This window comes from Gordonia sp. NPDC003585, assembly GCF_040610755.1.
In the GTDB taxonomy this organism is placed as follows: Bacteria; Actinomycetota; Actinomycetes; order Mycobacteriales; family Mycobacteriaceae; genus Gordonia.
This window is the reverse complement of sequence record NZ_JBEXMX010000105.1, coordinates 1-14,992: the sequence shown is the minus strand read 5'-3', so window position 1 is coordinate 14,992 and position 14,992 is coordinate 1. Positions and strand designations below refer to the sequence as shown.

General features: G+C 67.8%; 13 protein-coding genes and 1 pseudogene. All 14 read right to left on the bottom strand.

Annotated elements, in window-relative coordinates; genetic code table 11:
- Nucleotides 1–507, bottom strand: a pseudogene (locus tag ABZW74_RS21740) (hypothetical protein); the annotation flags it as partial.
- Nucleotides 508–524: 17 nt separating this feature from the next.
- The gene (locus ABZW74_RS21735) at nucleotides 525–887 is read right to left on the bottom strand and encodes a hypothetical protein (RefSeq protein ID WP_240862600.1); all 363 of its coding nucleotides are present in this window, start codon (nucleotides 885–887) and stop codon (nucleotides 525–527) included.
- Nucleotides 880–1,203 (bottom strand): YbaB/EbfC family nucleoid-associated protein, encoded by a 324-nt coding sequence (locus tag ABZW74_RS21730; protein WP_240862604.1) that lies wholly within the window; start codon nucleotides 1,201–1,203, stop codon nucleotides 880–882. Before ABZW74_RS21730 ends, ABZW74_RS21735 begins: the two co-directional genes overlap by 8 nt.
- A 102-nt stretch (nucleotides 1,204–1,305) precedes the next feature.
- Nucleotides 1,306–2,046, bottom strand: a complete 741-nt coding sequence (gene trmD, locus ABZW74_RS21725; RefSeq protein WP_240862599.1) for a tRNA (guanosine(37)-N1)-methyltransferase TrmD — start codon at nucleotides 2,044–2,046, stop codon at nucleotides 1,306–1,308.
- Nucleotide 2,047: 1 nt separating this feature from the next.
- On the bottom strand, nucleotides 2,048–2,566 hold the full coding sequence (gene rimM, locus ABZW74_RS21720) for a ribosome maturation factor RimM (protein WP_355279282.1): 519 nt from the start codon (nucleotides 2,564–2,566) through the stop codon (nucleotides 2,048–2,050).
- Between the two features lie 16 nt (nucleotides 2,567–2,582).
- Nucleotides 2,583–2,825 (bottom strand): RNA-binding protein, encoded by a 243-nt coding sequence (locus tag ABZW74_RS21715; RefSeq protein WP_355279279.1) that lies wholly within the window; start codon nucleotides 2,823–2,825, stop codon nucleotides 2,583–2,585.
- Nucleotides 2,822–3,280 (bottom strand): 30S ribosomal protein S16, encoded by a 459-nt coding sequence (gene rpsP, locus ABZW74_RS21710; RefSeq protein WP_355279276.1) that lies wholly within the window; start codon nucleotides 3,278–3,280, stop codon nucleotides 2,822–2,824. Before rpsP ends, ABZW74_RS21715 begins: the two co-directional genes overlap by 4 nt.
- 381 nt (nucleotides 3,281–3,661) lie before the next feature.
- Nucleotides 3,662–4,738 carry an amidohydrolase family protein gene (locus tag ABZW74_RS21705; protein WP_240862591.1) on the bottom strand — a complete coding sequence of 359 codons (1,077 nt, stop codon included), beginning with the start codon at nucleotides 4,736–4,738 and terminating at the stop codon, nucleotides 3,662–3,664.
- A gap of 7 nt (nucleotides 4,739–4,745) precedes the next feature.
- Nucleotides 4,746–6,293, bottom strand: coding sequence for a signal recognition particle protein (gene ffh / locus ABZW74_RS21700; protein ID WP_355279273.1), 1,548 nt, complete (start codon nucleotides 6,291–6,293; stop codon nucleotides 4,746–4,748).
- Nucleotides 6,294–6,322: 29 nt separating this feature from the next.
- On the bottom strand, nucleotides 6,323–8,935 hold the full coding sequence (locus tag ABZW74_RS21695; protein WP_240862587.1) for a [protein-PII] uridylyltransferase: 2,613 nt from the start codon (nucleotides 8,933–8,935) through the stop codon (nucleotides 6,323–6,325).
- A 13-nt stretch (nucleotides 8,936–8,948) separates the two neighbouring features.
- On the bottom strand, nucleotides 8,949–9,287 hold the full coding sequence (locus ABZW74_RS21690; protein WP_240862585.1) for a P-II family nitrogen regulator: 339 nt from the start codon (nucleotides 9,285–9,287) through the stop codon (nucleotides 8,949–8,951).
- A 49-nt stretch (nucleotides 9,288–9,336) separates the two neighbouring features.
- Entirely contained in the window at nucleotides 9,337–10,716 is a 1,380-nt protein-coding gene (locus ABZW74_RS21685) for an ammonium transporter (protein WP_355279270.1), read from the bottom strand.
- A gap of 247 nt (nucleotides 10,717–10,963) precedes the next feature.
- Nucleotides 10,964–12,487: a signal recognition particle-docking protein FtsY gene (ftsY, locus tag ABZW74_RS21680; protein WP_240862581.1), complete on the bottom strand. Its 1,524-nt coding sequence runs from the start codon at nucleotides 12,485–12,487 to the stop codon at nucleotides 10,964–10,966.
- Between the two features lie 48 nt (nucleotides 12,488–12,535).
- Nucleotides 12,536–14,992, bottom strand: a 2,457-nt coding sequence (locus ABZW74_RS21675; RefSeq protein ID WP_355279267.1) for an AAA family ATPase, incomplete at its 5' end; no start/stop codon positions are given.

Genomic DNA, 14,992 nt, shown 5'->3' with positions numbered 1-14,992 from the left:
GTCGAGAGCACCCGGCTCGTGCTTGCCGGCCGCGTCGGCACGGTCGGTGTAGTCGTCGCCGGCCGCGGTCAACGCCAGCCGGCCCGAACTTGCCGCCACCACCCGCGCCGAATCGTCACCGAGGATCGCGAGCAACTCGGCGCGCCGAACATCGCGATCGGTGATCGCCGCGATCGCCGACACCGCACGGCGTGTGTCGGCCACCACGTCGGCGAAGCGGTCCAGCCGACCTGCCATCACATCGAGCCGGTCGGCCGTGGCGCCGGTTCCGGTATCCGCCCCGACGATTCGATGCAATCCGAGGTCGACATTCTCGGCGAACACTCCCCTGCCGTGTGCGTACTCGGATCGTGCTCGCTCGATGTCACCTCCGATCTGCCGAATGTGGTCGGCAAGGCCGCGGCAGCGCAGCGCCTGGGTGCGCAACGCCTCCTCGTCGGCACTCGGCCACGAACCGGGTAGCAGATCCTCGGCATAGGTCGGCGCATCCCAGACCTCGCTCGACACGTCAGCCGCACCCTGGTTCACGATCCGCTGCAGCTCTGGTTCGTCGGGCGCAGGCCGCGTCGGAGCCCGTCGTCCGTTGCAGCAATCGCGTCGGCGCCGTCGGCCACCGATGTCAGATGGTCGTGCGCTTGGCCGCAGAGTTCCGCCAGCGACGACGATGCCGCGTCGGTACAGGACACGAAGCCACGACGAAACGCCTGCGCCGCATCCCCGACGCCGAGCGCCGAGTCGACGTCGGTGAGCAACGCCGCGAGGTCGGCAGCCACCGACTCCAATGCGTGGTGAGCGGTGGACAGCCGATCGGTCAGCTCCGCCATCGCCGCGGCATCCATCGAGACGGCATCCGCAGACACCGCATTCATCCCCACAGGTTCAGTCATTATCGCTGTCCCGCAACAGTTCTCGAAGGTCAGCAAGAGTCGGCTGCGGCGCCGCAGCAGCTTCGAGAATGGCGGCCCGCCGCGTCCGAAGGGCTTCGTCGGCCTGGCCGGCGAGGTCGGTCAGAAGTGTCGAGAGCGCGTCGGCACGGTACCGGCGCAGGGCGATCGGCTCGATGGAGATGTCCACCGGCAGGCCACGCGCATTGACGGTCACCGACACCAACCGGTCGGCACTGACTGCGCGAGAGGTCAACTCGGCCAACGACGATCGGGCGCGGTCGAGTTCGGTCCGCTGGCGCTCGAGTTCGGTGAGCATCACCGAGTAGCTATCGGTATCGATGACCACGCCCCCTCGTGCTTCCGACCGGACCCCCACAGAGCAGTACCCGACGATCGTAGCCGCAACCGGCCGGTTCGATCAGGATTCGTTCACATCGTCCGGTCGAGGCTCGGTGAAACCGCCATCCGGCCGAGCGAAGCCGCCATCGAGCAGATCGGGTCGCCGTCGCCGGGTGCGGTCCAACGCCTGCTCACGACGCCACGCGTCGACGCGAGCATGATCGCCACTGAGCAACACCGACGGCACCGCGAGTCCGCGCCACGTCTCGGGACGGGTGTAACTGGGGCCTTCGAGCAGCCCGTCGGAGAATGAATCCTCTTGGTGCGACCTCGGATTGCCGAGCACGCCGGGTAGCAACCGAACGGTGGCCTCGATCATGGCCATGGCGGCCACTTCCCCACCGATGAGGACGAAGTCGCCGAGCGACACCTCTTCGACCCGGACCCGCGTGGCCGCGTCGTCGAACACGCGCTGGTCGATTCCCTCGTATCGACCGCACGCGAACACCACGTGCGACTCGGTGCTCCACCGCGCGGCTGTCGCCTGAGTGAACGGCATGCCTGCCGGCGTGGGCACCACGAGCAGCGCGTCGTCCGGGCACACGCTGTCCAGGCACGGCCCCCAGACGTCGGGCTTCATCACCATCCCCGGACCGCCGCCGTAGGGCGAGTCGTCGACGCTGCGATGGACGTCGTGCGTCCAGTCCCGCAGGTCGTGCACTGCAACGTCGATCCGGCCCGCATCTATTGCCTTGCCCAGCAAGGCAAATCGCAGCGGATCGAGGTATTCGGGGAAAATCGAGACGACGTCGATCTGCATGTCACTCGACCTCGTCCAGGAGCCCGTCCGGCGGATCGATGACGATCGATTCCCGGGTCACGGTGGGCACGATCTGCCGCACGAACGGTACCAACACTTCGCGACCGTCTTCGGTTCGCACAGAGAGCAACTCGCCGCCGGGCAGATGCAACACCGACTCCACCACCCCGACCGCCGCGCCGTCGACGGTCGACACCGCGACGCCCTCGAGTTCGTGGTCGTAGAACTCGTCGGGGTCGTCCGACGGCTCCGCCTCGCTGCTGTCGATGAGGAACAGCACGCCGCGCATCCCGTCCGCCGCAGTACGATCCGACACTTCGGCAAGTGACAGCAACAGCCGCCCGGAATGTTCCCGGGCGGCTGTCACGGTGAAGTCGCGATCTCCGGCGCCCTTGGGGAGCCGTCCGCGCAGGACGGCACCCGGGGCAAACCGGCGATCCGGATCGTCGGTGCGAATGTCGACGACGACCTCTCCGCGCACACCGTGCGACTTGACGACACGGCCGACGACGAGGTCCATCGCTGTTCTGGTCGGCTCAGCGATCGGTGTCGACGATGTCGACTCGCATCCCCTTGCCGCCGATGCCGGCGACGAGGGTCCGCAGTGCGGTGGCCGTACGGCCGTTGCGGCCGATGACCTTGCCGAGATCCTCGGGGTTCACGTGAACCTCGACGAGGCGTCCCCGGCGACCGGTCACGAGGTCGACGCAGACGTCGTCGGGATTGGCGACGATGCCGCGCACCAGGTGCTCGACGGCGTCGGCGACAACTGCACTCACGCGCCGGCCTCGGCGGCGGGTGCTTCCTCGGCGGCCGGGGCGTCGGCGGCGGCCTCGTCGTCCTTCTTGGCGGCCTTCTTCTTCGGGGTGGTGGCCTCGGCGACCGGCTCGCTGTCGGCAGCCGCGAGTGCGGCGTTGAACAGGTCCAGCTTGGACGGCTTGGCCTCGGCGGTCTTCAGGGTGCCCTCGGCGCCCGGCAGGCCCTTGAACTTCTGCCAGTCACCGGTGACCTTGAGGATCGCGGCGACGGGTTCGGTCGGCTGCGCACCGACACCCAGCCAGTACTGCGCGCGCTCGGAGTCGACCTCGATCAGGCTCGGCTCTTCCTTGGGGTGGTACTTGCCGATGGTCTCGATCACCCGGCCGTTGCGGCGGGTCCGAGCGTCGGCGACGACGATGCGGTACTGCGGGTTGCGGATCTTGCCGAGCCGCGTGAGCTTGATCTTGACAGCCATGTGTTGCCTCTTTCAGTGGTCACTGCGCAATTCAGCGGCCCGCCCGGTGTGACGGGCCCGGTTTTGCGATCTGTTCTGGTGTGACCGTCGGTCGGCGCGTGACCGGATCCGACGAACCAGCACGCAATTGTGCCAGATCGGGACCCTGCAACAGAAATCCGCCCCAGAAGCAGAATCCGACGCAGACGACCCGATCGGCGCCACCGTGTCGCGTCGGCATGTGGTCACCCACCCCGCGAAGGGAGACCACATGCCCACGACCCACCCCGAGAATGCGTCGCACAGAGAATGACGGCGATTGGGGCGACCGCCGGGTGCAACGTCACGGCTATCTTACCGACCAGTAAGTACGGGCCCCAAGACCTCTCCCAGTGGAATTGGTCACACGAGCGCCAGGCCCGAACAGACGACAGCGGTCGGATGGCGGAGAACGGCGAGGTCGTCGCACGGGTCCTCCGGCAGAACCAGGAAATCGGCTCGATCCCCGTCGCCCAGGGCGCCGGCACCCAGCCAGGCACGAGGGGCGGTGGTCGCGGCCGCCAGCGCGTCGGCGGGCCCCATGCCGACGGTGGCGAGGCGTTCGATCTCGTCGACGATGCGGCCGTGCTCGACGAACCCGCCCGCATCGGTGCCGGCGAACATCGTCACACCCGCCTCCCGGGCCGCGGCGAAGACGTCGGTGGCGGTCGCGTGCAGGGCACGCATGTGGGCGCCGTAGGTCGGGAAGCGGTCGGCTCCCGCGGCGATCTGCGGGAAGTTGTCCACCTGAATCAGCGTGGGCACCAGCGCAATTGAACGGTTCACCATCCGATCGAGGAGGTCGGGGGTGAGACCGGTGCCGTGTTCGATGCAGTCCACGCCGACGTCGATGAGGTCGACGAGGGCGTCGGTGCCGAACACGTGTGCGGTGATGCGTGCGCCGTGTTCATGTGCGGTCGACACCGCAGCGGCGAGCTGATCGCGATCCCACAACGGCGCGAGGTCGCCGGCGTCGCGATCGATCCAGTCCCCGACCAGCTTCACCCAGCCGTCCCCCGCCTGCGCCTGCCGGGCGACCTCGGCGGGCAGGTCGTCGGGGTCGTCGAGGTCGACGCCGTAGTCGCGCAGGTATCGCTTGGGCCGCGCGATGTGCTTGCCGGAACGAATGAACCGCGGACACGCCGGGTCGTCGTCGAGTGCATGGGTGTCCAGCGGCGAGCCGACCTCGCGGATGAGCAGGGTGCCGGCCCGTGCATCGGCGTAGGCGTATTGGCGGGCCTGTTCGATGGTGACGCCGAGACCCGGTGCGATGCCGACGTGGTTGTGCGCGTCGACCAGACCGGGGACGATCCATCCGCCGTCGGCAACCGTGTCCGAGCCGGGCACCTCGCTGTGGGTGATGGTGTCGCCGACCACCCAGAATTCGATCGGTTCCCCGGTGAAGGGGTCCCGTCCGCGGTAGTGCCCGGGCGACGCCATCGTCGGGCTATTTCTTCTTGGGCTGCTGGAACTGGGAGACGTCGATGCCTTCGAGTCCGGGCGGCAACTGATCGAGACCCGCGGGCATTCCCGACAGGTCCGGGAATCCACCCGGCATGCCCGGGAACCCGCCACGCACCTTCGGCGGCGTCGGGCCGCGGCCCTTCCCCTTCTTGCCCTTGCCCTTCTTGCGGTTGGACTTGCGGCCCACACCGCCCATGCCCATGCGCCCCGACATCTGGGCCATCATCTTGCGGGCCTCGAAGAAGCGGTCGACGAGCTGGTTGACCTCGCTGACGGTCACGCCGGAGCCGTTGGCGATGCGCAGGCGCCGGGAGGCGTTGATGATCTTGGGATTGTCGCGTTCGGCGGGGGTCATGCCCCGGATGATCGCCTGCACGCGGTCGAGCTGTTTGTCGTCGACCTGCGCGAGCGCATCCTTCATCTGCCCGGCACCCGGGAGCATTCCGAGGATGTTGCCGATGGGGCCCATCTTCCGGATCATCAGCATCTGCTCGAGGAAGTCCTCGAGGGTCAGCTCACCCTGCGAGATCTTGGCGGCGGCGGCCTCGGCCTGCTGGGCGTCCCAGTGCTGCTCGGCCTGCTCGATGAGGCTGAGCACATCGCCCATGCCGAGGATCCGGCTGGCCATCCGGTCGGGGTGGAAGACGTCGAAGTCCTCGAGCTTCTCGCCCGACGACGCGAACATGATGGGGCGTCCGGTCACCTCGCGCACCGAGAGGGCGGCACCACCACGGGCGTCGCCATCGAGCTTGGTGAGCACGACGCCGGTGAATCCGACACCGCTCTGGAAAGCCTCTGCGGTGGTCACCGCGTCCTGACCGATCATGGCGTCGACGACGAAGAGCACCTCGTCGGGACGCGTCGCATCGCGGATGTCGGCTGCCTGCCGCATCAGCTCTTCGTCGATGCCGAGACGGCCGGCGGTGTCGATGATCACCACGTCGTAGTGCTGCCTGCGGGCCTCCTCGACACCGGCCTGAGCGACCGCCACCGGGTCACCCGAGCTGACGCCGAGCGTGCCTTCGCCGCCGATGCTGGTGCCCGGATGTGGCGCGTAGACCGGCACCCCGGCACGTTCGCCGACGATCTGCAGCTGCGAGACCGCCCCCGGACGCTGCAGGTCACAGGCCACCAGGATCGGGGTGTGCCCCTGTTGGGTGAGCCAGTTGCCGAGCTTGCCGGCCAGTGTCGTCTTACCGGCACCCTGCAGGCCTGCAAGCATGATGACGGTCGGCGGCGTCTTGGCGTAGGTGACCCGCCGGGTCTCGCCGCCGAGGATCCCGATGAGTTCCTCGTTGACGATCTTGACGACCTGCTGAGCCGGATTGAGCGCCGCGGACACCTCCGCGCCCTTGGCACGTTCCTTGATCCGCGCGATGAAGGCACGCACCACCGGCAACGACACGTCCGCCTCGAGCAGCGCCAGACGGATCTCGCGACAGGTGCGGTCGATGTCGGCGTCGGACAGGCGTCCCTTGCCGCGCAGATCCTTGAGCGCACCGGTCAACCGATCGGAGAGGGAATCGAACATTCACCCATCTTCCCATGGCTGCCGGGCGTTCAGCTGATCGGCACTCCCGATCGGCCGGTGCCGCTGTAACTCTGCGGGCCACCGTCCTCGTCGTCCTCGTCACGCGGTTGCGGTGGCGGGCACACTGCGAGCACCGCGTCCGCCAGCGCCGTTCGGGACTCTTCGGTGTCGGTCGAGAGCCGCACGTTGAAGGTGTCCACCACAGTCGCACCGAGGGTCGCCACCTTTGCCCAGCGCACATCGGCCCCATGTTGTTCGAGGACCGCGCTCACCCGGCTCAGTAATCCGATGCGATCGTCGGTACGCACTTCGAGCATCGCCTCGCCGGCCGGCGCATCGACCCACGACACCCGGGGTGGTGCGACCGCGAACAGAGCAGGCACCGCGTTCTTGGAGTTGCCCGCACCCTCGCCGGCCGGGTCGGTGCTGCCCGACGACGCACCGACGGCGGCCCCGCCCGGACCCGCGGCGACGGTTCCGATGGTGGGGATCGGGGACTCCCGTTCGCGTGCGTCGAGCCGGGCCAGCACGTCGATCTTGCCCTCGACGGCAGCAATGAGCTGCTGCCGGATGAGGCCGGCCTCCGGCGGGGAGCCGAAAAGCGGCACCACCACGAACGTGTTGATCGCGCGACCGTCGTGTCCTTGGACCGTCGCCGAATGCGATCGGAGTCCGTTGAGTGCCAGCACGCCCGCCATCTTCGACAGGAGCCCCGGCTGATCCGGCGCCACCATCGCGATGTGGTGCGTGTGCCCCTCCGCCGGAACCAACTGCACTGCGAATTCGGCACTTTCGGCGAGTTCGAGCAATTCCGGGGTGAGCGGCTCGACGGTCGGGAGTTCACCGCCGTCGATCAACCGCATCGACCGCCGGACCAGGTCGTTGATCAGCGACGCCTTCCACTCCCCCCAGACGCCCGGTCCGGTCGCCTTGGAATCCGCTTCCGCCAACGCAGACAACAACTCCAAGAGCACGCGATTGTGTCCGAGGGTCTCGACCACTTGCTCGGCGGTCGCCGGATCATCGAGGTCACGGCGAGTGGCCACCGCCGGCAGCAGCAGATGATGGCGCACCATGGCGGAGAGGACCTCGACATCCTGCGGCCACAGCCCGACGCGGTTACCGACCTGGATCGCGAGTTCGGCTCCCACGATGCTGTGGTCGGCCCCGCGCCCCTTGCCGAGGTCGTGGATGAGCGCACCGAGCACCAACAGATCCGGGCGGGACACGCGCGTCGTCATCTGACTTGCGTACGCCGCCGTCTCCACGAGATGACGGTCCACCGTCCACGTGTGGATGGCGTCGCGCGGCGGAAGGTCGCGCACCGCACCCCATTCCGGCAACAACCTGCCCCACAGGCCGGTCCGGTCCAGTGCCTCGATCGGGTCGACCATGTGACTGCCGGAGCTGAGCAGCACCAACAGATCCGACAATGCCTCCGCAGGCCACGGTTCGCGCAGTTCGGGCGCGTAGTCGGCCAGGCGACTGAGCGTCGAGGCACTGATCGGCAGGCCGGTGCGCGCCGAGGAGGACGCCACACGCAGGATCAGGCCGGGGTCTTTGCTGGGAATAGCGTTGCGCGCCAACACGATCTCGCCGTTGTGCTCGACCACACCCTCGTCGAGGGGCCGGCGGATGGGTGATCGTCGAAGCTTCGCGAGTCCGCGCCGCGGGAGCGCATTACCGGCGGTACGTAGCCCGACATCGATCGAATAGCTGATGGTGCGCGCGGAATCGCTGATCACTCGGGCGAGGTCGAAGCGGTCGCCGATACGCAGCGCCGCTCCGATCTCGTCGGCGTCCTGCGCCTGGACCTGCTCGCGCGGGCGGCCGGCGATCCGATGCAGTTCGGTGCGGATGTCCAGCAACTTCGCGTACGCGAGCTGTGGCCCGGCGCCCGGCGAATCCGGACGCAGGCTCGCCATGCCGTCGGTGAGCTGGGCGATCGCCAGGGCACCGAGCAGCTGCACGTCACGCAACCCACCGCGACCGTTCTTGAGATCGGGTTCGGCCCGGTGAGCGATGTCCCCCGTCCGCCGCCACCGGTCCTGCGCTTGTTCGACCACGCCACCGAACCGATTGCGAATGTCATTGCGCCACTGCTGCCTTACTCCACCGATCAGGAGCGCGGACAGGTCCTCGTCGCCGGCGATGTGCCGGGCCTCGAGCAGACCGAGTGCGGCGGTGAGGTCGTCGGCGGCCACCTGGAGCGCCTGCGGCACCGTGCGAACGCTGTGGTCGAGCGGAATGTTGGCGTCCCACAACGGATACCAGAGTCCGTCGGCGACCTCGGAGACATCGGCGGACGCCTGGTCGTCGTGCAACAGGATGAGGTCGAGGTCCGAATGTGGCAGCAGCTCTCCACGGCCGAGCCCCCCGACGGCGACGATGGCGAAGCCGCTGTTGGACCGGATGCCGAGTTCGCTTGCCTTGCTGGTCAACCAGAATTCGTGCAGGTCCACCAGAACCTGCCGCAGGCCGGGGGCGTCGAGCTTGCCGGCCCGGCTCGACTCGATGAGTTGACGCCGCGTCTTGGCGAGATCCGTTGCCGCCACCGGGGTTACAGTGTGTGACGAACCACGCGGCCCCGCGCCTGACTCGTCGTCAGACGCGGGGCCGTGTGTCGTGTTGAGAAAGGGCACGGGCCCGCCGCTTCTAGAGAGCGTCGCCGCCGCGCTCACCGGTGCGGACGCGGACCACGGCCTCCACCGGGGAGACCCAGACCTTTCCGTCACCGATCTTGCCCGTCCGAGCCGCCTCGACGATCACGTCCACCACCTTGTCGACGGCGGCGTCGTCCACGACGACCTCCACGCGAACCTTGGGCACGAAATCGACCGAGTACTCGGCGCCGCGGTAGACCTCGGTGTGGCCCTTCTGGCGGCCGTAGCCCTGGACCTCACTGACGGTCATGCCGAGGATTCCGGCCTGTTCGAGTCCCGCCTTGACATCCTCGAGCGTGAACGGCTTGACGATTGCGGTGATCAGCTTCATGAGTTATCCCTCTCCATGGGTTTCAGCGTAGTCGCGAACGGTCGGTGCTTCATGCCAGTTCATACGCTGTCTCCGCATGTTCGGCCTCATCGATGCCGGTCTTCTCCTCTTCGTCGTCGACACGCCAGCCCAGCGGCTTGAGCGCGAAGGCGATGATTGCGGTGAGCACACCGGTGAAGGCCAGTGCGAAGGCGGCGATGACGACCTGGATAACGAGCTGCTTGTAATCGCCACCCCAGAAGAGACCGCCGATGCCGGCGTCATTGGGCACCGCGAACAGACCGATCGCAATGGTGCCCCACAGACCGGCAACGAGGTGCACACCGACGACGTCGAGCGAGTCGTCGTAGCCGAACTTGTTCTTCAGACCGATGGCAACCGCGGCCAGCGCGCCGGCGATGACACCCAGGATCAGCGAACCGACCGGGTTGAGCGCACCACAGGCGGGGGTGATCGCGACCAGACCGGCGACGATACCGGAGGCGGCACCGACGCTGGTGGCGTGCTTGTCGCGGATGACTTCCACCACGAGCCAGCCGATGATCGCTGCAGCGGTTGCGGCCGTGGTGTTGACCCACACCTTGCCCGCGGTCATGTCGGCGGCAAGTTCCGAACCGGAGTTGAAGCCGAACCAGCCGAACCACAGGATGGCCGCACCGAGCATGACGAACGGGATGTTGTGCGGACGGTAGGCGGTGCGACCGAAGCCGACACGCTTGCCGATGATGAGCACGAGGACCAGGGCCGCGATACCGGCGTTGATGTGCACGACCGTACCACCCGCGAAGTCGATCGGCGGAACCTTGGCGACCATCTCGCCGTCGACCTCTTCGGTACCGAAGATCCACGATGCGAACCCGGTCTCGGACTTCGACATCAGACCGCCGCCCCAGACCATGTGCGAGAGCGGGAAGTACACGATCGTCGACCAGATGACGGTGAAGACCAGCCAGGTCGAGAACTTCACACGCTCGGCCAGCGCACCACTGATGAGGGCGACGGTGATGACCGCGAAGGTCAACTGGAAGCCAAGGAACACGAACGACGGGATCGACAACCCTCCGGTGACGACCGCGTCGAAACTCTCTTGAGTCTGCTCGTTGTAGCCCGGGATTGTGTCGGCGAGCTGACCGGATCCGAACAGCGAGAACGGATTCGCGAAGATACCCCAGATGTCGTCATCACCCGTGATGCCGTCGCTGAACGCCATCGAGAAGCCCCAGAGGACGTACACGACGCTGACGGTGGCCAGCGACCCGAACGACATCATCATCATGTTCAGCACCGATTTGCCACGAGCCAGGCCGCCGTAGAAGAAGGCGAGACCGGGGGTCATGAACAACACCAGTGCAGCGGACACGATCATGAAGGCCGTGTCGCCTGTGTCAATACTGCCGAACGCGTCGTTTGGCAGGAGAGCCAAATCCACTGTAAGAAACCTCCTCAGAGTGCGCCGACCGCTCGGCGCCTCCAAAGAGACTCGCGGCACACGGTTTCAGCAGTGGTGCCCTGGTGTTTCCACCACGTGAACCAGTGGCCGATTTATATTTCCTGCACGTAACGTCCCAGGTCGCTTCCTGGGCGAGCTCTCAGGCTTGTCGAAGCAATTGTGAGCGCTGATTCGTCATCGCGAAAGGCGTTGTCGGCTACAGCAAATCGATCCGTAGGCGGAAATGTCAGAGCAGCGCGTCGACGAATGCTTCCGGTTCGAACGGCGCGAGGTCGTCGGCGCCCTCGCCGAGTCCTACAAGCTTGACCGGCACACCGAGCTCCTTCTGGACGTGGAAGACGATGCCGCCCTTGGCGGTTCCGTCGAGTTTGGTCAGCACCACGCCGGTGATGTCGACCACCTCGGCGAACACTCGCGCCTGGGTGAGGCCGTTTTGGCCGACCGTGGCGTCGAGGACGAGCAGCACCTCGTCCACCGGCGCCTTCTTCTCGACCACGCGCTTGACCTTGCCGAGCTCGTCCATCAGCCCGGTCTTGGTGTGCAGACGCCCGGCGGTGTCGATCATCACGACGTCGACGCCGGTGTCGATCCCGCGGTCGACGGCGTCGAAGGCCACCGCTGCCGGATCGGCCTTCTCCTTGCCCCGGACCACCTCTGCGCCGACTCGTTCGCCCCAGGTCTGCAGTTGGTCGGCGGCTGCGGCACGGAAGGTGTCGGCGGCACCGAGCAGCACCCGGCGGCCGTCGGCCACCAGGACGCGCGCGAGTTTGCCGGTGGTGGTGGTCTTACCGGTCCCGTTCACACCCACGACGAGGACCACCGCCGGGCTGCCGGCGTGCGGGAGGGCACGCACCGAGCGGTCCAGGTCGGGCCGGAGTGCGTCGACCAGGACGCGCTTGAGCAGCGCGCGGGCCTCGTCGGCCGTGCGGATGTTGCTGGTGGCCAACTCCTCGCGGAGTCGTTCGACCACTTCGGCGGTGGTTGCGGACCCGAGGTCGGCCATCACCAGGGTGTCCTCGATGTCCTCCCAGCTCTCGTCGTCGAGGTCACCGGCACCGAGCAGACCGAGGACGCCCTTGCCGATGGCGCCTTGCGACCGCGACAGCCGGCCCCGGAGGCGACCGAGCCGGCCCGCGGTGGGTTCGATCTCGTCGAGGGCCGGTGCGGTCGCCGCCGACTCGGCCGTGTCGGGGATCGCCGTTGCAGCCGTATCGGATTCAACCGCTTCGGGTGCAGCCGTCTCCGGTTCGGCTGTGTCAGGTTCGGTCGTATCGGGTTCGACGACCTCGGGGACAGCTTCCTCGGTGTCGGTGACATCCGGCTCGACAACTTCGGGCTCGACAACGTCGGGCTCGGCAACGTCAGGCTCGACAGTCTCCGGTGTCGGCGCCTGCGCGGGTGTGTCGAGATCGGGCAGTCGTACCTCGTGGATTCCGCGTTTGGCCGAATCCCGCGGCACCGAGGCGTCGTCGCCCACGCCCGGCTGACCGTCGACCTCGGTGCGCTCGACCGGCTCGGGCGGTTCCGCCAGTGCGGTGGTTCCCCCGGACCCCTGACTGAAGCTGAATCCCGATCCGGCGGTGTAGCCACCGGATTTGTCGACCTGACGGGAGGTGCCGTCGGTGACCGGCTTACTGGTGTCGTCGGTCAGCGAGATCCGGCGTCGACGCGCCAGCACGAGCCCCAGCGTGATCAGCGCGATGAGCGCGATCACGGCCACGACGATGCCGATGATGATTCCGGTGTCCAAAGTTCGTCCTGTCCTCGTCTTGTCCGGGGTTCGATGGCTGCTCGGTGGCTAGCCCGAACCCACTGCGATGTCCACGCCGCGCAGACGCTGCGAGATGACGGTCGTGATGCCGTCGCCTCGCATGCTGACGCCGTAGAGCGCGTCGGCCACTTCCATGGTGGGCTTCTGGTGGGTGATGACGATCAGCTGCGACCGCTCACGCAGTTGCTCGAACAGGCTGATCAGCCGTCGCAGGTTGGTGTCGTCGAGGGCGGCCTCGACCTCGTCCATCACGTAGAACGGCGACGGCCGCGCGCGGAAGATGGCCACCAGCATGGCCACCGCGGTGAGCGATTTCTCGCCGCCCGACAGCAACGACAGCCGTTTGACCTTCTTGCCGGGCGGTCGCGCCTCGACCTCGATCCCGGTCGTGAGCATGTCGGCAGGGTCGGTGAGCACGAGGCGACCCTCGCCGCCCGGGAACAGGGTGGCGAAGACCTGCGAGAACTCGCGCTCGACGTCGGCGTAGGCCTCGGTGAACACCTGCAGGATGCGTGCGTCGACTTCCTCGACCACTTCGAGGAGATCCCTGCGGGCCGCTTTCACGTCCTCGAGCTGCGCAGAAAGGAAGTTGTAGCGTTCTTCCAGCGCGGCGAACTCCTCGAGCGCCAGCGGGTTCACCTTGCCGAGCGTGTTCAGATCCTTCTGCGCCTTCTTGGCCCGCGCCTCCTGAGTTGCCCGGTCGTAGCGCATCGGCGCCGGTGCAACCACCTGTTCGCCGCGCGCCTTGGCGTCCTCGTACTCCTGGACCTCCAGGGCAGACGGCGGCATTGCGACGTCGGGTCCGTACTCGGCGATCAGGTCATCAGGGGCGACGGCAAAGGATTCCAGGATCTGTTCCTCGAGCTGCTCGATGCGCAGCGCGACCTGGGCACGGGCGAGTTCGTCGCGGTGCACGGTGTCGCGCAATGCGTTGAGCTGCCCGGTGAGGTCGGCGGCCTGACGCTTGAGTTCATCGAGTGCGGCACCGCGAGCCACGCGGATCTCCTCGAGTTCGTCGCGTCCGGCCTGCGCGGTCGCGACCGCGGCAGCCAATCGCGCGGAGACCTCGGCGCCGGCCGTACCGACCGCGGCCGCCACCGCAGCAGCGTGCCGACGAATGAGGTCCTGCTGCCTGGCCCGCTCACGGGCGTCGCGTTCCCGCTGCGCAGCGCGGCGCAACGAGTCGGCCCGCCCGCGCACCGAGGCGAGACGTTCCTCCGCTGTCCGCAGCGCGAGCCGGGCCTCCATCTCGGCACTCCGGGCCACGGTGACGGCCTCGGCAGCCACGCTCCGATCCGAATCGTCGACGTCGCCCTCCGACGGAACCGATTCGGTCTCGTCCTGCGCCAGCCGAAGACGCTCGGTCAGCTCGTCGAGCCGCTCGAGGGTTTCCGACCGCCCGTCCTCGGCCGTGGCGCGCTGCCGGAGCAGCCGCTCGATCTCGGCGTGTGCGGTGCGGATCTCCTGACCGAGCCGGGCCATCGACTCGTAGGCGCCACCGACACTCGCATCGGATTCGTGCAGGGCGGCGAGCGCCTCCTCGGCCGCCTCGCGCCGTTCACGCTGTTCGGTGAGTGCGCCGTCGAGCGCTGCTTCGACCTCCTCGGCGCGACGACGGGTGGCCGCCAGATCGCCGGTCGCGAGGTCGATCGCCGATTGCACCTCGAGCGTCGACGGACGCCGCGAGGAGCCCCCGACGATGGCCGCCGAGCCGATTCGGTCACCGTCGCGGGTCACGGCGACAATTCCCCGTTCGCGGGCCACCGCAAGCCCCAGGGCCGCGTCGTCGACGACGACGGTGTCGGCGAGAATCAGCTCGACTGCCCCGCGAACCGAGTCTGGGCACGCGGTCACCGACGACGCCCAACGCACCCCGTCGGGCAACGGATCACTGCGACGCGGCGACGCCGACAGTCCGCCGCAGATGAGGGCGGCACGACCACCATCTCCCGACTTGAGCGCCTCGAGGGCGCGCAGCGCAGCCATCGCGTCAACGGTCGCTATCGCATCCGCCGCGGGGCCCAGGGCGCCGGCGATCGCGGTCTCGTAGCCGGACTCGACCGTCAGCAACTCCGACATCGGGCCGAGCAGGCCGTCCGGCGCGTTCTCGACAAGCCAGGTGCCACCGTCGTTGCGTTCGAGCCCGACGGCGAGGGCATCGATCCGAGCGGTCAGCGAGGCGATCTTCTGCTCGCCCTCTCGTTGCTCGTTCTGCAGTGCGGCGACCCGCTCGTTCGACAGGTTCAGCGCGGTCACGCAGCGTTCGTGATGCTCGTCGAGGGCTCGTTCCGACGCTTCCAGCTCACCAAGGGCCGCGGCGGCCGAATCCTGTTGCAACTGAGCGGCTTCGGCGCGTTCGGTGGCCGCCGACACCGCGGCCGTGAGACGGGCGGCCTCGGCATCCACCGACTCGGCGCGGGTCCGCAGGTTGTCGACCTGACCCTCGAGGCGAGCTAGCCCCTCCCGCCGATCCGCGATTGCCCG

Excerpts from the sequence above, each read along its gene's own strand:
- ABZW74_RS21735 (WP_240862600.1), bottom strand. The coding sequence starts at position 887 with ATGACTGAACCTGTGGGGATGAATGCGGTGTCTGCGGATGCCGTCTCG.
- ABZW74_RS21730 (WP_240862604.1), bottom strand. The coding sequence starts at position 1,203 with ATGCTCACCGAACTCGAGCGCCAGCGGACCGAACTCGACCGCGCCCGA.
- trmD (WP_240862599.1), bottom strand. The coding sequence starts at position 2,046 with ATGCAGATCGACGTCGTCTCGATTTTCCCCGAATACCTCGATCCGCTG.
- rimM (WP_355279282.1), bottom strand. The coding sequence starts at position 2,566 with ATGGACCTCGTCGTCGGCCGTGTCGTCAAGTCGCACGGTGTGCGCGGA.
- rpsP (WP_355279276.1), bottom strand. The coding sequence starts at position 3,280 with ATGGCTGTCAAGATCAAGCTCACGCGGCTCGGCAAGATCCGCAACCCG.
- ABZW74_RS21705 (WP_240862591.1), bottom strand. The coding sequence starts at position 4,738 with ATGGCGTCGCCCGGGCACTACCGCGGACGGGACCCCTTCACCGGGGAA.
- ffh (WP_355279273.1), bottom strand. The coding sequence starts at position 6,293 with ATGTTCGATTCCCTCTCCGATCGGTTGACCGGTGCGCTCAAGGATCTG.
- ABZW74_RS21690 (WP_240862585.1), bottom strand. The coding sequence starts at position 9,287 with ATGAAGCTGATCACCGCAATCGTCAAGCCGTTCACGCTCGAGGATGTC.